This is a genomic window from Synechococcus sp. RS9902, from assembly GCF_014279635.1.
In the GTDB taxonomy this organism is placed as follows: domain Bacteria; phylum Cyanobacteriota; class Cyanobacteriia; order PCC-6307; family Cyanobiaceae; genus Parasynechococcus.
The window spans coordinates 2,452,367-2,470,869 of the sequence record NZ_CP047949.1; the positions used below are offsets into that span (position 1 = coordinate 2,452,367).

The window sequence follows — 18,503 nt, forward strand, 5'->3', positions numbered from 1 at the left end:
TCCGGCCAGGCCGGACCCCGATGCCCTGAAGGCCGTGCTGGCCTTTCCCAGCACCTATTCCGTGGGGATCACCAGCCTCGGCTATCAGATCGTCTGGGCGACGCTTGCGCAGCGATCGGATGTGGACGTGCGCCGGCTGTTCACGGATCAGGGTGATGCGATGCCACGCCACATCGATCTATTCGGGCTCTCCCTGAGCTGGGAACTGGATGGACCGGTGCTGCCGGAACTGCTGCAGAACCAGCGGATTCCGGTCTGGGCCCTGGAGCGAGGAGATGAGGACCCGATCGTGTTCGGCGGCGGACCGGTGCTCACGGCCAACCCCGAGCCGCTGGCTCCGTTTTTTGATGCCGTGCTGCTCGGTGACGGTGAACTGCTGCTGCCCGCCTTCATCGATGCGCTGCAGAACTGCCGAAAGGCACCGCGAGCGGAGCGGCTGCAACAGCTGGCTCAGGTGCCGGGGGTGTACGTGCCGTCGCTCTATGCCCCGCAGTACGACTCTGACGGGGAGCTGATGGGCGTGGAACCGATCGATCCAGCAGTTCCAGCCCAGGTGGAAAAACAGACCTGGCGCGGCAACACCCTGAGTCACTCAACGGTGGTCACCCCCGAGGCTGCCTGGCCCGACATCCACATGGTGGAGGTGGTGCGCAGTTGTCCTGAACTGTGCAGGTTCTGTCTGGCCAGCTACCTGACGCTGCCCTTCCGGACACCGTCGTTGGATGACGGCCTGATCCCGGCCGTGGAGAAAGGTCTTCAAGCCACCAAACGCCTTGGGCTACTGGGGGCCTCCGTCACCCAGCATCCCCAGTTCGCCGATCTCCTGCACTGGCTGGATCAAGACCGTTTCGATGGCACCCGCGTCAGCGTCAGCTCGGTGAGGGCAGCCACCGTGACCCCTGAGTTGGGTCGGATCCTGGCCAAACGGGGCAGCCGCTCCCTCACCATCGCCATCGAAAGCGGCAGTGAGCGGATGCGCGAGGTGGTGAACAAAAAACTCACCACGGAGGCCATCCATGAAGCGGCTCGCCATGCCAAACAGGGCGGCCTCACGGGTCTCAAGCTCTACGGAATGGTGGGCCTGCCGACGGAATCGGATGACGACGTCGAAGCAACGGCGGATCTGCTGCTGGCACTCAAAAAAGGAACCCCTGGACTGCGCTTCACCCTTGGGGTGAGCACCTTTGTGCCCAAAGCCCAGACCCCCTTCCAGTGGCAGGGCGTCCGACCGGAAGCCGAGAAGCGCCTCAAACGTCTGGCCAAACGGTTGAAACCGAAGGGGATCGAATTCCGCCCGGAGAGCTATGGCTGGAGCGTGATTCAGGCCCTGCTCTCCCGCAGCGATCGTCGCCTGGCGCCGGTGATCGCTGCCGTTGGAGAGGGCCGCGAAAGCATGGGCGGCTGGAAGAAGACCTACCGGGCTGCCCTCAATGGGGAACTCGAGCCGCTGCCAGGCCCAGCCCTACCGCCACCGCCGCCCTGGAGCACGGTGATCCAGGAACCATGGGAGGCCTCAACAACCCTCCCCTGGACCCACCTCAGGGGGCCCCTGGCTCCGGCGACGCTGCGGGAGCATCACGATCAGGCCTTGGCAATGGAGTCTGTTCCCGCTCCTGATTGAAGGCAGCCAAACCGGCCAACAGGGTCCAGCCCAGGATGTTGAGCCGACTGTCGAACAACGGCAGGTCGGTGGCATGCATCGCCACCAGCACCAGCGTGGCGGCCCACCAGGCCCGTTCCATGGGTGCTTTCTGCAGGATTCCACGCCGCAGAGCCACCACCAGTAACAGCAACACCGTTCCGACGATCAACAGCATCACCGGAAGGCCATGGCTGATCGCCAACTCCAGGGGGAGATTGTGGGAATGGCCATGCCAACGCTTGGCCGCATAGATCGGGTACAGCACACTGAAAGCAGCAGCCCCCCAGCCCAGCCAAGGACGGGCGGCAACCAACTCCAAGGCATACCCCCACTGCCCCAGACGGGTGTGTTTCCAGGCAGTGGGCCCTCCTCGTTCCAGGAGTCGATCAAGAATCGGTTCGGGTATTAAGGCCATCGCCAATTGGCGCCATCCGGACGGGACACCGGGCAGCAACACCAACACCAACGGCGAGGCCAGGAGCAGCAGCAGGGGGAACAACCAGACCCACTGCATGGGCCCCATCACAAAGGGAACCGACAAGGCCAGCGCTCCCATGGCATTGCGCGACTGAGTGAGCACAACCGCAACAACCGTTGAAAGCGTGAGCACCAGGGCAGCACCGCGCCGCCACCAACCATCCGGCCGCAGCACAGCCGCCAGCATCAACGGCCAGACCACCCCGAGCCAGGCACCTGCGATGTTGGCGTAATCAAACAGGGCCGAGAGTCGTCCCTGCGGCTCACCACCGGGCGCGACGAACCAGATGATGGCGCCACCTCCAAGTTGCCAGGGTCCCTGCCAACCCAGAAACATTTGCCCAAGGCCGGTGAGCAGCACCGGCAAGGTGCCGGCCACCAGCATCCAAGCGGCCTGACGGCGCTGCTGTTCGCTGGCCAGATGGGGCTGAAAAGCCCAGAAGGCCCAAAACAAAGGCAACCAATTGCCCAGCCCAGCCCAACCCAGCGCCCCTGTTTCCGCCCCCAACGCCCCCACCAGCATCAACACAGCCGCAACCAGAAACGGCTGGGTCCAGCGGGCCTGCCAAACAGGCCGATCCCTGCCCCGACTGCCGCTGACACAAGCCACAAAGAGACAGATGCCCGAGAGCAGAGCACTGGAGGGGAGCAGAAACAGGCCAAGCCGGAAAGCCTGACCGCCACGATCAGAGGTCATGCAAAAACAGCCGTACGGCCGCGATAGACCATCACCTGACGGCGCAGATGCAAGCGAAGGGCGCGCGCCAAGGCAAGGCGTTCCGTGTCACGGCCCTTGCGGATCAGATCCTCCACTTCGTCCCGATGGCTGACGGAAACGGTGGTTTGCTCAATGATCGGGCCGTCATCCAGATCTTCGGTGACGTAGTGGGCTGTAGCGCCGATGAGCTTGACCCCACGGTCCCAGGCCCGGTGGTACGGCTGAGCACCCTTGAACGCTGGCAGAAACGAATGGTGGATGTTGATCACCTGGGGGAAACACTCAAGGAAATCACTGCTCAGCACCTGCATGTATTTGGCCAGCACCGCAAGTTCAACCTTGTTCTTTTCAAGCAGCTCCAGGATCCGCTGCTCCGCTTCCGCTTTGGTGTCCCGACTGACGGGAACACAAATAAACGGAATCTCAAAGGATGCACACAGGGGTTCCAGATCCGGATGGTTGGCGATGACGAGGGGAACCTGCATCGGCAGCTCCCCGCTTTGAACCCGCCAGAGCAAGTCCTGCAGGCAGTGGCTCTGCTTGCTGGCAAAAATCGCCACACGGGGATACTCGTCTGAGAAGTGGAGCTGCGCTTCGCCACCAAGCCGCTGTCCCAGAGCCTGAGCCGCTTCAGGAAGCACATCGCGGGGAATGCCGAATCCCTGGAGCTGCCACTCAATCCGGCTGAGAAACACCCCAGCTCCCGCATCCGTGTGGTGATCGGCATGGCGAATGCTGCCGCCGTTGGCCGCCACCCAACCCGCCAATTCACTGACCAGACCCGGCCGATCGGGGCAGATCATCTGAAGGATGACCGTGGCGTCACTCACAACAACGCTTTGAAAAACAAAATTCTCCCGCGCAGGAGGGGCTGGTTAGAGTCTCAGGGAATTTTCGATCACCATGCTGAAGGCTCTGAGCCGCCTTGCCGCGTTCTGCCTCTGCGTCGCTTTGAGCCTGGGTCTGATGGCCCCGGCTGCTGCCAATGCTGCCGGCATCAGTCCTGACGACCTGGGCGTGATCCGCCGCCAGGCCGCAGCCTTTGAAGACGCAAAGTCCCGTCTGCCTGATCTGGCACGGCTGGTGAGTGAAAAGGATTGGGTGTTCACCCGCAACCTTCTGCATGGCCCCATGCAAGAAGTGAGCCGGGAAATGCTTTACATCAATCAGCGCCTCGACAAGAGCGAGCGCAAGGAAGCCACCAAGGTGGCCCGCTCCCTGAAAGAAGCTCTGGCTGATCTGGATGAAGCAGCACGCCTGCAGGACTTCAGCCGTCTGCAGAAGTCCTACAGCGCCGTGGCTGCCGGATTTGATGCCTACAGCGATCTGATCCCCGCTGAGGCCTTCAACTGAGCCGCTCCATTGGAGTGATTGGTGCCGGGGCCATCGGCCTCGGCACCGCTTGGCATCTGGCCCAGCGAGGGCACGATGTTTCTGTTTACGACCCTCGCCTGAACCAGTCCGTTGATCGCGAGGGATCAGCAAACGATTTGAGTGGAACCTCTGCATCCCTCGGGGTGTTGATGGGCCACGTGTTTCGCCGCAGAAGCGGGCGGGGCTGGAGGCTGCGCCGCCGGAGCATGGAGCTTTGGCCGCAGTGGATCGACAAGCTGCAGGCTCACCAGCCAGATCTCAAAATCCATCCAGGCCTGCTGCAAATCGCCGAGGACGAACGAGCGAATGAGCGGATGGAAGCACTGGCCGCCCAGCGCGTTGACCTGGGCCTGCAGATGGTCACCAACGCCGACCTGGCAGCGATCTGGCCGACAGCCAATCACGGTGGCCTGCACTCGCGCCACGACGGTCGCGTGGATCCCCTGCTGCTGCAACTGGCCCTGCGACAGGCGCTGGCAGGGCAAAGCGTGGAGCTGAATGCCACGGCGGTGATCCGTCTGGAGCGCAACGACAACCACTGGCGTGTGCATCGCGCCGATGGAGACAGCACCGTTCACAACCTTGTGGTGCTCTGCACAGCCCTGAGATCGGACGTCTTGCTGGAACCGCTGGGTCAGGCCCGACCGATGACACCGGTGTTGGGCCAGGCCCTGTCACTGGAGCTGACAACGGGTCCGACATCGTGGAGCAACTGGCCCTCGGTGCTGGTGGATCAGGGCTTCAATCTGATTCCAACCGCACCCGGGCGATTGCTGCTCGGGGCCACCGTGGAACCGGGCGATCACGCTTCGGAGGATCCTCTAAGCCTGATGCGCAACCTGAATGAGCGGGCACCGGAGTGGCTGCGCTCAGCCACGGTGGTTGGCCATTGGAGTGGCCTGCGAGCCAGGCCCGTGGATCGCCCGGCCCCTCTGCTGGAGGAGCTGGAACCAGGGTTGATCCTCGCAAGTGGGCACTATCGCAACGGCGTTCTGCTCACACCTGGCACCGCCGAGTGGGTCGCCGGTGAACTCGAGCAGAGATCACTTGAGCAGGCATAAAAAAAGGGCCCCGCAGGGCCCTAGTGCGTTGGTGAATCAACAGATCACTTGGTCTCGGTGAACTCCGCGTCGATGACGTCATCACTGGCATCGCCACCACCGGCGTTAGCTCCGGCACTGGCGTCAGCACCAGGCGCACCAGCACCAGCTGCAGCCCCTTCCTGCTGATAAACGGAAGCGCCCACGGTGTAGAGCTCCTGCTGCAGTTCCTCCAGCAGGGTCTTCATCGCGTCGTAGTCGTCCTTCTCGGTGGCTTCCTTGAGCTTGAGGCGCTTCTCCTCCAGCTTCGCCTTGGCGTCTGCATCAACCTTGTCACCCAGTTCGCCCATCTGCTTTTCAGCCTGGTAGACGAGGGTTTCGGCCTGGTTCTTGAGATCGATCTTTTCGCGCTTCTCCTTGTCAGCGCTGGCGTTGGCCTCGGCGTCCTTGACCATCTTGTCGACCTCGGAATCCGAGAGGGTCGACGCACCGGTGATCGAGATGGACTGCTCCTTGCCGCTGCCCTTGTCCTTGGCGGTGACGCTCAGGATGCCGTTGGCGTCGATGTCGAAGGTCACTTCGATCTGAGGCACGCCCCGGGGAGCCGGGGGAATGCCATCGAGACGGAAGGTGCCAAGCGACTTGTTGTCAGATGCCATCTCGCGCTCACCCTGGAGCACGTGGATTTCCACGTTGGTCTGACCATCCACAGCCGTGGAGTAGGTCTCAGTCTTCTTGGTGGGAACCGTGGTGTTGCGGGTGATCATCTTGGTCATCACACCGCCGAGGGTTTCCACACCCAGGGAGAGGGGCGTAACGTCAAGCAGAAGGATGTCCTTCACCTCGCCAGCCAGCACACCGCCCTGAATGGCAGCACCGACAGCCACCACCTCATCGGGGTTCACCGTCTGGTTGGGGTCTTTGCCGGTGATGCGCTTCACCAGTTCGAGCACGGCCGGGATGCGGGTGGAACCACCCACCATCACGATCTCGTCCAGCTCGCCGGAGGAGAGCTTGGCGTCCTTGAGCGCCTGCTCCACAGGCATGGCGCAGCGGTCGATCAGCTTGGAGGCCAGTTCCTCGAACTTGGCGCGGGTGAGGGTGAGATCCAGGTGCTTGGGGCCCTCAGGCGTGGCCGTGATGAACGGCAGATTGATCTCGCTCTGGGTGGCGTTGGACAGCTCAACCTTGGCTTTTTCAGCGGCTTCGGTGAGGCGTTGCAGGGCCTGCTTGTCCTGACGCAGATCGATGCCTTCATTGGATTTGAAGGTCTCGGCCAGGTGATCAACGATCACCTTGTCGAAGTCATCACCACCGAGGTGCGTGTCACCAGCGGTGGACAACACCTCAAACACGCCATCGCCAACTTCCAGAACGGACACGTCGAAGGTGCCGCCACCCAGGTCGAAGACCAGGATGCGTTCGTTGCTCTTCTTGTCGAGGCCGTAGGCCAGAGCCGCAGCGGTGGGCTCGTTGATGATGCGAAGCACCTCAAGGCCAGCGATCTTGCCGGCGTCCTTGGTGGCCTGGCGCTGGGAGTCGTTGAAGTAGGCGGGAACGGTGATCACCGCTTGGCTGACGGTTTCACCGAGATACTTACCGGCGTCCTCGGCCAGCTTGCGCAGCACCTGGGCGGAAACCTCTTCAGGCGCGAATTGCTTGTCGAGAACCGGGCACTTCACCTTCACGTTGGAGCCGGCCTTTTCGACGCCGTAGCTCACCTCTTTCGATTCCTCGTTCACCTCATCAACCCGACGGCCGATGAAACGCTTGACGGAATAGAAGGTGTTATCCGGGTTCATCACCGCCTGACGTTTGGCGATCTGACCCACCAGCTGATCCTGGTTCTTGGTGTAAGCAACCACGGAGGGCGTGGTGCGGAAGCCCTCGGCGTTCGCGATCACGGTGGGCTTTCCGCCCTCCATCACGGAAACACAGCTGTTCGTGGTGCCAAGGTCAATGCCGACAACCTTGCCCATCGGTGCCCACCTCCAGAAATAGTGATTTGAATGGGCTCATCCTCCACAGCAGACCCGGTGACAGGCGAGGTGTGGTTCCCGAACAGGCAGGCTGGTGGAGCAATCCGGCCCTGGCAATGATCAACGGCGACACCAGCCTTGTGGGCCTGCTTGGCAATCCAGTGCGCCACTCGCTTTCGCCGGTGATGCAGAACGCCGCCATCGGAAGCATGGGGCTCAACTGGCGCTACCTGGCCCTGCCCTGCAGAAGCGAAAACCTTGATCAAGTGTTGAAGGGTCTCAGGGCCGTGGGCTGCCAGGGCCTCAACGTCACCATCCCCCACAAACAAGCCATCGCCGAGCTCTGCGAAGAGCTGAGCCCACTGGCGAAACGGCTCGGTGCCGTCAACACCCTGATTCCGGGAGCGGGCGGTGGCTGGTTCGGCACCAACACCGATGTGGAGGGCTTTCTGGCACCCCTTGGTGCCAACGACGCCTGGGCCGGACGCCATGCCGTGGTGATCGGCTGCGGCGGATCAGCTCGAGCCGTGGTCGCCGGTCTGCAGACCCTGAACCTCAGCAGCATCACCGTTGTGGGACGGCGCAGCGAAGCACTGCAAGCCTTCATCACTGATCTGCAGCAGAGCCACGCCCCCCTGACGGCCTGTCTCGACAGCGCTGTTCAGCTCAACGAGAGCGTGGCTCAAGCGGCTCTCGTGGTGAACACCACCCCGGTGGGCATGGCCCAGCACGGTGACCCCGAGGCGATGCCACTGGGGGCCGAGCTCTGGACAAGCCTGAACGGAGAAGCGGTGTTGTACGACCTGATCTACACACCAAGGCCCACCAGCTGGCTCGCCGCTGGGCAACAACGGGGTCACCGCTGCATCGATGGTCTCGAGATGCTGGTGCAGCAGGGCGCTGCCTCGCTGCGGCTCTGGAGTGGACGTGACGACGTTCCTGTCGCGGCGATGCGCAGCGCCGCCGCCACTGCTCTTGCGACCTAAGGTCCCAACAATCCCTAGCTCCACCGTGCAGATTCCCCTCTGGCAGCGGCTGCTTGCACCGCTGGTGTACCTGCTCCCCTGGAGTGACGCCATTCCCTTTGGCCTCGGGGCTGACGGTGTGTTCAACCAGATCCCGTTGCTGAGGCTGCTGATCGTTCCTGCAGTGCCGCTAATCCAATTGGATCGTGGGGTTCCCTTCGGTGGCCTGCTGCTGTTCTTCGTGCTGTTTCTTGCGGTGGTGCGGAATCCGGCCGTTCCCTACTTCCTGCGCTTCAACACCCTGCAGGCCCTGCTCACCGACATCGTCATCGTTGTGCTGAGCTTCGCGTTTGGGATCCTTCTCCAACCGATTGCCGGAGGCAGCCTGCTGCTCAGCACCCTGTCCAGCACGGTTGTGGTGGCGGTGCTGGCGATCCTTCTGTTCGCCCTGGTGGAGTGCTGGCGCGGTCGCGAACCGGATCTGCCCGGCATCAGCCAGGCCGTACGCATGCAGCTCTACTGAAGCTTCGGGGGCACGCCAGGGGATATGGTGTGGGATCCGTCGCTCACTTCGGTGAGCCTGATGCCCCTTCGGTGCTGCCCATGACGCACGATCCGTATTACGAAACCATGTACATCCTTCGTCCGGACATTCCGGAGGAGGAAGTTGAAAGCCATCTCACCAAGTACCGCGACATGCTCGTGGAAGCTGGTGCCGACGTGCTGGACAACCAGATGCGTGGCAAGCGCCGTCTGGCCTATCCGATTGCGAAGCACAAGGAAGGCATTTACGTGCAACTGAGCCACAACGGCGATGGCCAGCACGTTGCTGTTCTCGAGAAGGCCATGCGCCTTAGTGAGGATGTCATCCGCTACCTGACCGTGAAGCAGGAAGGTCCCCTTCCCGCACCTCGGGTGATGCCTGGCAGCGAAGCTGCTCAACAGCAGCAAGCCGAAGCAGCTGCATCAGCTGACTGATCAGCATTGTTGGATTCGTGGGTGGGCGATACCGTCCGCCCATGGATTCGAAACACGACCACCCTCAACCAACCGAACCTGTTTGGAACGAGCGTCATGGCGACGCTGAAGTCATTCGGTTGCTGAAACTAAGAATTTCAGAGCTCGAGGGCGAGATCGAGGCCTACAACAAACTTTTGGCCAAACTGCCGGACGTCTTTGAACGCCGTTTCCAACAGCGACTTGAGCCGTTGATGGAGCGTTATCAACTGCTGGCTGAACAGGTTGATCAAGACCAAATCGAACGATCTCAGCCAGCCCTGCCTGGAAGCTCAGAACCGGACAACGTTGTGCGTTTTCCGGGCCTGAGGCTTCTCAACTTCCTGCAGAAGCGGCAGCGCTCAGCTTGAACGGCGCTGGGATGCTGACCAGAGTCGGGTCGGCAGACCCCAGACGTAGATGAAGCCCTCCGCAGCGCGGTGATCGAACTGATCCTCACTGCCGTAGGACGCCATTTCGGGGACGTACAGGCTGCTGTCTGCTGAGCCGCGGCCGGTGACCGTGGCCGTTCCTTTGTGCAGCCGGAGACGAACGACACCATTGACGGTGGTCTGGGTGCGGTCCATGAAGCCGTCCAGAGCATCCTTGAGAGGGCCAAACCAAAGGCCCTGGTAGACGAGATCGGCCCACTGCATTTCCAATTGCCGCTTGCTACGCAGCACATCGGCGGCCAGGGTCAGGCTTTCCAGTTCCTGGTGGGCCTGGATCAACAGCAAAAGGCCGGGCGTTTCGTAGATCTCCCGGGATTTGATCCCCACCACGCGGTTCTCGATCATGTCGAGACGGCCAATGCCATGGGTGCCCGCCAGACGGTTGGCTTCACGGATCAGGGCCACCGGGTCCAGCTGCTGACCGTTGATCGCCACAGGATTGCCTGCTTCAAAAGCAATCTCGATCTCTTCAGAGGCATCCGGAGCAGCCTCCACCGATCGCGTCATCGCAAACACCTCCTCCGGAGGAGCCACCATCGGGTCTTCAAGGGGTCCGGCCTCAATGCTGCGGCCCAGCAGATTGAGATCGATCGAGTAGGGCGACTTCTTGCTTACCGGTGCGGGCAGACCAAAGCGTTCGCCGTAAGCGATGGTCTCCTCACGGCTCATGCCCCACTCACGGGCTGGGGTGAGCACCTTGAGGTCCGGTGCCAACGCAGCAATGGCCACATCGAAACGCACCTGATCGTTGCCCTTGCCTGTGCATCCATGGGCGACAGCATCGGCACCCACTTCCCGGGCCACCTCCACCAGGCGCTTCGCGATCAGAGGCCTCGCCAAGGCCGTGGAGAGGGGGTAACGGCCTTCGTAGAGGGCGTTGGCACGAATCGCCGGAAAGGCGAAATCCTTGATGAAAGGCTCGATCAGATCTCCTACCAGCGACTGACTGGCACCGGCATCCAGCGCTTTCTGACGAATCGGCTCCAGCTCATCGCCCTGGCCGAGATCAGCGGCAAAGGTGATCACATCCTCAACACCCCATTCCTGCTTGAGGTATGGGATGCAGACACTGGTATCAACTCCCCCGGAATAGGCGAGTACCACCTTCTTGGCGCGGCCCATCAATGGGTCTCCTGATCACAATCATCTGATTCTCTCGTCTCGCCGGCCGCCACCTGTGGAGAAGCCACAAGCAACCATGCAGCCAACACCGCAGCCGGGACAAAGACCAGCAGCAGCGCCAGAGTCCAGGAGGTCTGCAACGGTTCAGGCCGCTGCAAACCCCACCAATGCAGACCAGAACTGATGATCAGGGCCAGACCCCACAGAAGAACGAGCAGCGCAGATTTGTTCAGTGGAGGGTCAAAAACAGCACATGGTCTATCTTGGTTGATTGGCCCGCGTCCCTCCCTGCATGAGTGCTCTGGTTGATTTAAACGCCCTGGACAGCGTCAACCCGTCCCTCACCCGCTACGGGCGCCGCGACCCGGCACCCGTGCTGCCCCTGCGTGAGGAGCCTGACCTTCTGTCTTGGCTGGAAACCAGCGGCCGTCTCGTTGCCGACGAAGAATCCGGTTCACCTGAAGTGAGCACCGTCGAAGAGGAGGAACTCTCCGCGCTCATGGGTGAGAAAGAGGATTACAACAAGGACGACGAGCAAAACGAGGAGCAGTGGGAGGACTGATGTCCCCCCAAGCACTGACTGGTCGCCACTGAGCGACTCACCTAGGGTCCCAGCGATCAGTCCAGTGCAGCTTTGCAATCCACGGATTTGAACCACCGTCCTTGGTGGGAGAACGGCTCATTGAGTGCCAGCTTGCTGATGCTGGTGGTCTTGATGACCAGCTTTGCAGCCGACAAGTGGATCACCAATGCACAACTGAGCCTGCCGCTCTTGATTTCAGCGGTCTGCGCAACAGCGACTGCAGCCTTGGGAATTCCCCTTCTGCGGTGCTTGAAGATGGGGCAGTTCATCCGTGATGAAGGCCCCAAAGCCCATCAGAGCAAGGCTGGAACGCCAACGATGGGGGGCCTTCTGGTGGTTCCCGTCGGGGTCATTCTCGGGAGCCTGATCACACGGGACGCCGTGGCGTCACAACAACTGCTCTGCTTGGCAGCCCTGACCCTGGCGTTCATGCTGATCGGCGGCATCGATGACTGGAGCAGCCTCACCAAACACACCAATGCTGGCCTGACGGCGCGAGGAAAATTGCTGCTGCAAGCCATGGCAGCCGCAGCCTTTCTGGCCATCGCTGCCTGGCAGGGCTGGATCAGCAGCAGCATTGCCCTGCCCTTTGGCCTTGAACTGCCCTTAGGGCTTCTGATCTGGCCGCTGGGGCTGTTTGTGGTTCTGGCGGAGAGCAACGCCACCAACCTCACCGATGGCCTGGATGGCTTGGCTAGCGGCTGCGGAGCACTGGTGTTTACCGGTCTGGCACTTCAACTAATGCTCCGGGGAGACAACGGAGATCCCGCCTTGGCTGGCTTCTGCATGACCATGACCGGGGCATGGCTTGGGTTTCTGGTGCACAACCGAAACCCGGCTCGGGCCTTCATGGGCGACACGGGATCCCTGGCGATGGGAGCCGCCCTCAGCGGTGTGGCTCTGTTGTCCAACAGCCTCTGGCCCCTGCTGGTGATGGGAGGCGTCTTCGTCGCGGAATCCCTCTCCGTGATCATCCAGGTTTGGGTGTTCAAGGCCACAAAAGGCCCTGATGGTCAGGGGCGACGCGTGTTCCGCATGGCGCCGCTGCATCACCACTTTGAGCTGGGCGGCACCGATGAGCGAAGCGTAGTGCCCGCGTTCTGGCTGGTCACAGCAGGGCTTGTCCTCCTCGGACTGGTGCTGCGTCCCTAAGCGCCGATCGTTTGATCCAATCCCGAGGACCATCATTGAAGTGAGCTGAAGGATGCAGTTGCTTCAGATCGACAACGAAATTGAACTTGGTTGCGTAGCGCAGAAAGTCAATACCTTCTTAAAAATGGCCCTGATACAGAAAAGAATGACCGACATTTTCAAGCTTTTTGAGTGACCACATCACTGTGTCTCTTTGAATGGAGGCCTAAACGGCATAGCCGGTAGTCGGGGGATTGTTGATATCCCCTAAAGTCCTGTTTTCAGGTGGCAAGGCAGGATGACCTACTTCACCTGGCGTGAATCCGGTCTCACAGCTGACTGCTCAAGCCTCGAGGCGATGGCTGCCCGTTTTGAGGAGTCAGCGAGTTTGATGCGGCGCATGTCAAGCGAAGGGTTCCAACTGGAACGCGAGGGGACGGAGCAGCGCATCACGCATCCCGATCCCACCGTGTTTGAAGCCTGGGGTTTCGTCAGCGAAGAATCGCCGGTCCGCCAACTCACGCTGATCCCCGATCTTCAGAACTAATGGACAACCTGCTTGCCAAAACCGCTGAGCTGCTCGCCAGCGCCGCTGCAGATCCTGATCGGGTTCTGCGGTGGGTGCTGATCTATTTCGGTGTGTCGTCGCTTGGATTCATGGGCGTGTGGCTGATCGGCGAAGTGCGCCGTCAGAGCAGCACCGATTCGAATTGAGCCCTCAGCGGCTCGCTTCCACCGAGCGCTGACGCCATTGAGGGGTTTGCTCCATCGATTTCAGCTGCTCTGCACTGGGGCTCTCAAGCACGTCCAGGAGATGCAGGGGTTCTGCTTCGAAATGCAGGTGAGGCCCGGTCGACCAACGGCCCGTGTTGCCGCAAAGACCAATGATCTGGCCGCGGTCATAGGAGCCTGCTGGGGCACCAGCGTTGAGATGGCTGTAACGCGTCTTGATCCCTGCCCCGGCCAGATGAAACGTCCATCCGTGGGTGGCTGTCCAGCGACTCCGACCGACCCCATCATGGGCGGCACGCACCGGGCGACCCACACGACAGGAGATGTCCAAGGCTGGATGGTCCTGTTCGACGCCCTGGGTCACCACACCCGACATCGGCACAAGCAACGCGGCAAACAGACCCAGCAAGCAATCAAAACGAGAATTGGAAGAGAATCTTAAGACAAGAACCCTTCCGGCAGAGAAAAGACAGCATTCCCGTTTTTCGTTAACGCTCTCTTAAAAGGAAAAAAACCCTGTGGTTCTGGGCCACTGCGCCAACGGTCTGGCGACGGTTCGAAGGCAAATCAACTGCAGCTCATGCGCAGAGCACTTCTGTTCACCGGTGCCGGCCTGATGGTCGCCGCTGCTGGCCTCCCCAGCTTCGCCGCCCCCAAACAAACCGCCCGCACCGTCACCAACGGTTTCGTTCGCTCCAACGTGCTGTTGCCCATCGGTGGCAAAAAGGCCGTCTCCAATCCCGTTCCTCAGGATCTGAGCGATCTCTCCGGTTGGACCCGCGAAGAACTCGAGGTGGGTCTGGAGAAGCAATACGACGTTGACGTTGCTGACGTCACTCGCTTCCTCTACTCAGAAGAAGGCGAGGCCTTCCTCAAGGAGAGCATCAACGGCAACTATCACCCGTACTACAGCCAGCAAAACGATCTGCAGGCCGTTCGCAGCTCCATCATTCTCGATGCTGAAGATGGCAAGCTCTCCAGCTACGGAATGATGGCCAAGCTGCCGACCGACCAGCGCCTGCAAGGTGCCATGAAGGTCTGCAATGCCGAAGTGCAAGGTGATTTCCACAAGGACACCTCGCTGCTCAGCTGGTACATGAACACCCCGGCCTGCATCCAGGCGTACACCGCCAAGGCCGAAGAGCCCGCCCCTGCTGCTCCCGTTCAGGGACTCTGGTGATCTAAAGGCAGAACGACAAAATACGTCCACCAAGCCCTGGGTTAACCCAGGGCTTTTTTCATGCCTCCTTTTTTGTGCCTTGGTGTGTCACGACACAACCATCAAGGCAGGACCACCACCGGAGTCCCCACATCCACAAGGTCAAAGACCCTGCGGATGTGTTCGTCATAAAGGCGAACGCATCCATGCGAAACGGCCCGTCCAACGGTCCAACGGTGGGGCGTGCCATGCAGGCCGACGTGGGAACAGCCACGGACCTGCACCACCTTCTCGCCATCCCAACCACCGGGATTGGAGCAGTCCTGATAAAAAGCAATCCAGCGCGATCCCAGGGGGTTGCGGCCTCCGGGGGGTACAACGACACCGGTACCGGGATGCCGCCAGACGGGATCCACCGCTTTGAACAGCACCCGATGCTCGCCGAGAGGCGTTTCCCAGCCTTGTGTGCCGACAGCAGCGGGCACACGCAAACGAAGCTGTCCCTGCTCCAGAAGGATCAGTTGACGGCTGGAACGATGCAGCACCAGCTGTTTGTTGGAACGACTACGAACAGCAGTGGGCAGCAAGGCCAGTGCCTCCGCATCACTGAGCCAGGGGGCAACCGGTGGAATCGGATCCGCAGGCCTGGCCTGAACAGGCTCGAGCTGGAGACAGGCTCCAGCAAGAACCGCCAACAACGTCGCCCGAAGCACTGGACTCAATCAAGAACACATCCTTGACCTAGCGGGAGATCGAGCGCTCCACCCCAGGCTGCGGAAAGTCTCAGGACTTGCGTTGATTGATGATGCAGGCAGGCCGTTCGTAGATCACCATGCCATCGTTTCCACGCACCGTGATGCTGCTGGGCAGCGGGGAGCTGGGCAAGGAAGTGGCCATTGCTGCCCAACGGCTTGGCTGCAGGGTGATCGCCTGCGATCGCTATGCCGCTGCCCCCGCCATGCAGGTGGCGGACGTGGCCGAAGTGCTGCCGATGACCGATGCCGATGCCTTGCTGGAGGTGGTCAGGCGCCACAAACCCGACGTGGTGATCCCGGAGATCGAAGCACTCGCCGTGCATGCCCTGGCGGAACTCGAACAAGAGGGGATCACCGTGATTCCCACGGCCCGCGCTACGGCCGTCACGATGAACCGAGACCGCATCCGCGACCTGGCAGCCGACGAACTCGGTCTCCGCACCGCCCGGTTCGCCTATGCCTCCAGTGCTGAAGAACTCACAGCAGTGGCGGAACCACTGGGCTGGCCCGTCGTGGTGAAACCGGTGATGAGTTCCTCCGGCAAAGGCCAGAGCGTGGTGACCTGTGCAGACGATCTGCCCAAGGCCTGGGAGGCCGCCATGGCCGGTGCACGGGGTACCTCAACCCAGGTGATCGTGGAGGAATTTCTCCATTTCGATCTGGAGATCACCCTGCTCACCATCCGTCAGCGCAATGGCGAAACCCTGTTCTGTGCGCCGATCGGCCACGAACAAGAAGGAGGGGACTATCAATGCAGCTGGCAGCCGGCTCAACTCAGCGACCAACAACTGCGTCAGGCCCAGGCCATGGCCAAAACCGTCACCGACAACCTGGGCGGTGCCGGTCTCTTCGGGGTGGAATTTTTCCTCTGTGGCGATGAGGTGATTTTTTCTGAACTGTCGCCCCGGCCGCACGACACAGGCCTGGTGACCCTGATCAGCCAGAACCTGAGCGAGTTCGAACTGCACCTGCGCGCTGTTCTCGGTCTGCCGATCCCCACCATCACGGCAGCTGATGCGGCCGCCAGCCGCGTGATCCTGGCCCAAACGAACATGGACTCCGTGGCTTTTGAAGGGGTCGAACAAGCGCTCACGGAAGCTGACACCCAAGTGCTGCTGTTCGGCAAGCCCACAGCCCGCCCCGGTCGACGCATGGGTGTAGCCCTGGCAAGGGGGAGAAATCGGAAGGAAGCACAGGCCAAGACCGATAGGGCAGCCGCCTGTGTGACCGTGATTCCAGGATCAACGGCTGCCTGAAAATCGGTAGTGGGTTAAGCCATCCAGCACGGCTCCAACACTGGGGCGTTTCGAGACGTACACCCGCTGCTGGGTCCGTTGCCCCAGCAGGCAGGGATCGTGATCCGCAGGAACCACCGTGGCGGGCAAACCATCCAGCAACTCTCCATCCCCCTGCTGACTGGCCACCACCAGAACCTGCTGCAGAGGGAGCTGCCAAGACTGGGCCAGAAAACGGATGGCCTCACTGCGGGACGCGCGCTGGGGAAGAACATCCAGGAACCAATGGCAACGGAGCTGGGGTTCCGCCTGCAGACCATGGCGGCGCAGGCACTGACGGGCCAAACCAATCAGGCCGCGGTTGGAAGCACGCAACAGGTAGCTGACCTTGAAGGGACTCTGATGATCCGGGTCCTGAAGCTGAAGGTGTTCCTGGAGTTGACCCATCGCTGCGAGCACAGCCTCGCGATCCCAGGCTTGGCTGATGCGCTTCGCCCACACGGGATCTTCCGCGCGATCCGAACTGTGGTGAATCTCGGTTCCAGCCCTGCAGATCCAGGCCTTGGGGTCGGGAAGATGCAACTCCTGGTAGCGCTGACGCGCCTGATCCAGCGACCGCCCCGTGAGGATCACCAAGCCTGTCGAAACGGCGAAGGGTTCGGCCTGAAGCCGATCGCGCAGATGCGCCAGGGAGCGTTCCTCCGGCAGCTCCAAGCAGCAGTCGAGATCCAGCGCCAACAACCTGGAGACGGGGCTGGGCCGCCGCACCACCGACATCCCACGCACAGGTGACACGCGGACTTTCTGCTGCATCAGGGCGAGGTACTGACACACATGGGCATCCCAGCTGAAGTGCCGACTGATGGCCTCAACCCCGTTGTCACTCCAACGGCGCCAACGGGAGCGATCACTTCCGGCCAATTCCAGGGCCTCCTGAAGTGCCCCGGGATCGGTGACGTCTGCCAGAAGACCGTTGTCGCAACGGTGTTGGATGTCACGTGGACCGCCATCGTCGGTGGCCACCATCGGCAAACCACAGGCCGCGGCCTCCAGAAGGGTGAGTCCGAAGGGTTCGGTCAACGCCGGGTTCACAAACAGCCCCCCACGTCGCGCCGCCCAGCGATAAAGGGCAGGAATCTGGGCACGACTGTGTTGTTTGGGATAGGCCACCTGGCCATAGAGATCAAAGCGATCCACCAGATCGAACACCTGCTGGAGCACATCGCGCTGCTGCTTCTCGAGCTCACGCGGGTCATCCCGACAGCCCAGCACAAGCAACAGGTTGTGACGCTGCCGCAGCACCGGCGACTGACCAAAGGCTTCCACCAGAGCGGGAATGTTCTTGCGCCGCACCGCACGGGAAATCGCCAGCAGTGGCGGACGATCCGGCTCCCTGAGGAAAGGCTGCAACAGGCTTTGCAACGCGGAGCATTCCTGGGATGAACCGTGGGGATGGAACCGGGAAGCATCAACTCCAGGGGGCACCACCGCCGCCTGATCCGCCTGAAAGTGGCCGTAGCGGCAGTACTGCTGATCCGCCTCTTGACGGGTGCTGGTGATCACCAGATCCGCCTGAGCCAAGGCCCGCTCTTCGGCGTCAATGCGCCGGCTGATGGCATAGGTCTGCTCAAGTTGAGAGCGATCCAAGCCACCGGCCAGAAGACGACGCTGTTTCTCCCGGCCGAGGGAATGACCCGTGAAAACAAGCGGAATCCCCAACCGCTGACTGACGAGAGCACCCACCAGACCGGCATCGGCGTAATGGGCATGAATCCAATCGACCCTCTGACCGGGCTGGCTCAGATGTTCCACCAGCTGATCAGCCAGCTCCTCAAGATGGGGCCAAAGCAACTCCTTGCGCAGATACCGCTTGGGACCGAAGGGAAAGCGCAGGATGCGGGCCCCTGGAGCAATGGCTTCGACCCGTTGGCTGTAATCGAGATCGACCCGACGATCCTGAATCAGGCGGGTGACCACATCAACCTGCTCAACCTCCGCCCGCTGCGCCAGGCTGCGCACGAGCTCCAGCACATACAACGTCTGACCACCGGTATCAGCATCACGTCCCAGTTCGAGCTCATGGGAACGGAACAGACCGTGAAGGTGCAGATGCAACAACCGGATCCCCATTCGCTCCACTCAC

At 61.4% G+C, this 18,503-nt stretch carries 21 protein-coding genes; 13 read left to right on the plus strand and 8 right to left on the minus strand.

The genetic code is table 11. From position 1 onward, the window contains the following. Positions 1-34: 34 nt before the first annotated feature. Entirely contained in the window at positions 35-1,621 is a 1,587-nt protein-coding gene (locus tag SynRS9902_RS13360) for a radical SAM protein (protein WP_255446151.1), read from the plus strand. Here the strand turns inward: SynRS9902_RS13360 and SynRS9902_RS13365 are convergent. Continuing rightward, entirely contained in the window at positions 1,539-2,816 is a 1,278-nt protein-coding gene (locus SynRS9902_RS13365) for an O-antigen ligase (protein ID WP_186509490.1), read from the minus strand. The two genes, SynRS9902_RS13360 and SynRS9902_RS13365, sit on opposite strands and share 83 nt — an antisense overlap. Beyond that, entirely contained in the window at positions 2,813-3,667 is an 855-nt protein-coding gene (gene purU, locus SynRS9902_RS13370; protein ID WP_186509491.1) for a formyltetrahydrofolate deformylase, read from the minus strand. The genes SynRS9902_RS13365 and purU overlap by 4 nt, the downstream gene beginning before the upstream one ends. A gap of 73 nt (positions 3,668-3,740) precedes the next feature. On the opposite strand from purU, the gene psbQ reads away from it, so the two are divergent. Continuing rightward, positions 3,741-4,190: a photosystem II protein PsbQ gene (psbQ, locus tag SynRS9902_RS13375; RefSeq protein WP_115081364.1), complete on the plus strand. Its 450-nt coding sequence runs from the start codon at positions 3,741-3,743 to the stop codon at positions 4,188-4,190. A gap of 14 nt (positions 4,191-4,204) precedes the next feature. Then, positions 4,205-5,272, plus strand: a complete 1,068-nt coding sequence (locus tag SynRS9902_RS13380; protein ID WP_186509492.1) for an FAD-binding oxidoreductase — start codon at positions 4,205-4,207, stop codon at positions 5,270-5,272. 44 nt (positions 5,273-5,316) lie between these two features. Here SynRS9902_RS13380 and dnaK read toward each other — a convergent pair whose 3' ends face one another. Continuing rightward, positions 5,317-7,230 carry a molecular chaperone DnaK gene (gene dnaK / locus SynRS9902_RS13385; RefSeq protein ID WP_186509493.1) on the minus strand — a complete coding sequence of 638 codons (1,914 nt, stop codon included), beginning with the start codon at positions 7,228-7,230 and terminating at the stop codon, positions 5,317-5,319. Between the two features lie 116 nt (positions 7,231-7,346). Here dnaK and SynRS9902_RS13390 point away from each other — a divergent pair, with 116 nt between their 5' ends. The 4 genes from SynRS9902_RS13390 to SynRS9902_RS13405 all read left to right on the plus strand — a co-directional run bounded on the left by SynRS9902_RS13390 (position 7,347) and on the right by SynRS9902_RS13405 (position 9,562). Further along, positions 7,347-8,216: a shikimate dehydrogenase gene (locus SynRS9902_RS13390; RefSeq protein ID WP_186510675.1), complete on the plus strand. Its 870-nt coding sequence runs from the start codon at positions 7,347-7,349 to the stop codon at positions 8,214-8,216. Continuing rightward, complete coding sequence (locus SynRS9902_RS13395; protein WP_255446152.1) at positions 8,206-8,718, plus strand: Tic20 family protein; 513 nt, start codon at positions 8,206-8,208, stop codon at positions 8,716-8,718. The genes SynRS9902_RS13390 and SynRS9902_RS13395 overlap by 11 nt, the downstream gene beginning before the upstream one ends. Positions 8,719-8,798: 80 nt before the next feature. Continuing rightward, the gene (gene rpsF, locus SynRS9902_RS13400; protein ID WP_114988800.1) at positions 8,799-9,173 is read left to right on the plus strand and encodes a 30S ribosomal protein S6; all 375 of its coding nucleotides are present in this window, start codon (positions 8,799-8,801) and stop codon (positions 9,171-9,173) included. 41 nt (positions 9,174-9,214) lie between these two features. Continuing rightward, on the plus strand, positions 9,215-9,562 hold the full coding sequence (locus tag SynRS9902_RS13405) for a hypothetical protein (RefSeq protein ID WP_186509494.1): 348 nt from the start codon (positions 9,215-9,217) through the stop codon (positions 9,560-9,562). Here SynRS9902_RS13405 and SynRS9902_RS13410 read toward each other — a convergent pair. Next, a complete protein-coding gene (locus tag SynRS9902_RS13410) occupies positions 9,554-10,765 on the minus strand; it encodes an argininosuccinate synthase (RefSeq protein WP_114988802.1) in 1,212 nt (403 codons plus the stop codon). The genes SynRS9902_RS13405 and SynRS9902_RS13410 overlap by 9 nt on opposite strands. Further along, positions 10,765-10,905: a hypothetical protein gene (locus SynRS9902_RS13415; protein WP_186510687.1), complete on the minus strand. Its 141-nt coding sequence runs from the start codon at positions 10,903-10,905 to the stop codon at positions 10,765-10,767. Before SynRS9902_RS13415 ends, SynRS9902_RS13410 begins: the two co-directional genes overlap by 1 nt. Positions 10,906-11,057: 152 nt before the next feature. On the opposite strand from SynRS9902_RS13415, the gene SynRS9902_RS13420 reads away from it, so the two are divergent. The 4 genes from SynRS9902_RS13420 to SynRS9902_RS13435 all read left to right on the plus strand — a co-directional run bounded on the left by SynRS9902_RS13420 (position 11,058) and on the right by SynRS9902_RS13435 (position 13,193). Continuing rightward, on the plus strand, positions 11,058-11,327 hold the full coding sequence (locus SynRS9902_RS13420) for a DUF3134 domain-containing protein (RefSeq protein ID WP_006850710.1): 270 nt from the start codon (positions 11,058-11,060) through the stop codon (positions 11,325-11,327). A gap of 138 nt (positions 11,328-11,465) precedes the next feature. Continuing rightward, a complete protein-coding gene (gene mraY, locus SynRS9902_RS13425; RefSeq protein ID WP_255446286.1) occupies positions 11,466-12,500 on the plus strand; it encodes a phospho-N-acetylmuramoyl-pentapeptide-transferase in 1,035 nt (344 codons plus the stop codon). Between the two features lie 277 nt (positions 12,501-12,777). Then, on the plus strand, positions 12,778-13,026 hold the full coding sequence (locus tag SynRS9902_RS13430) for a hypothetical protein (protein ID WP_186509496.1): 249 nt from the start codon (positions 12,778-12,780) through the stop codon (positions 13,024-13,026). Beyond that, on the plus strand, positions 13,026-13,193 hold the full coding sequence (locus SynRS9902_RS13435; RefSeq protein WP_170951322.1) for a hypothetical protein: 168 nt from the start codon (positions 13,026-13,028) through the stop codon (positions 13,191-13,193). Before SynRS9902_RS13430 ends, SynRS9902_RS13435 begins: the two co-directional genes overlap by 1 nt. A gap of 4 nt (positions 13,194-13,197) precedes the next feature. Here SynRS9902_RS13435 and SynRS9902_RS13440 read toward each other — a convergent pair whose 3' ends face one another. Beyond that, entirely contained in the window at positions 13,198-13,620 is a 423-nt protein-coding gene (locus tag SynRS9902_RS13440) for a M23 family metallopeptidase (protein WP_186509497.1), read from the minus strand. Positions 13,621-13,791: 171 nt separating this feature from the next. On the opposite strand from SynRS9902_RS13440, the gene SynRS9902_RS13445 reads away from it, so the two are divergent. Then, positions 13,792-14,391 (plus strand): alpha/beta hydrolase, encoded by a 600-nt coding sequence (locus SynRS9902_RS13445; protein ID WP_186509498.1) that lies wholly within the window; start codon positions 13,792-13,794, stop codon positions 14,389-14,391. Positions 14,392-14,492: 101 nt separating this feature from the next. Here the strand turns inward: SynRS9902_RS13445 and SynRS9902_RS13450 are convergent, their stop codons facing one another. After that, positions 14,493-15,083, minus strand: coding sequence for a L,D-transpeptidase (locus tag SynRS9902_RS13450; protein ID WP_370586344.1), 591 nt, complete (start codon positions 15,081-15,083; stop codon positions 14,493-14,495). Positions 15,084-15,202: 119 nt separating this feature from the next. On the opposite strand from SynRS9902_RS13450, the gene purT reads away from it, so the two are divergent. Beyond that, the gene (gene purT, locus SynRS9902_RS13455; protein WP_186509500.1) at positions 15,203-16,381 is read left to right on the plus strand and encodes a formate-dependent phosphoribosylglycinamide formyltransferase; all 1,179 of its coding nucleotides are present in this window, start codon (positions 15,203-15,205) and stop codon (positions 16,379-16,381) included. On the opposite strand, the gene SynRS9902_RS13460 is transcribed toward purT, so the two are convergent. Further along, the gene (locus SynRS9902_RS13460; protein ID WP_186509501.1) at positions 16,367-18,490 is read right to left on the minus strand and encodes an HAD family hydrolase; all 2,124 of its coding nucleotides are present in this window, start codon (positions 18,488-18,490) and stop codon (positions 16,367-16,369) included. The genes purT and SynRS9902_RS13460 overlap by 15 nt on opposite strands. Positions 18,491-18,503: the final 13 nt, after the last annotated feature.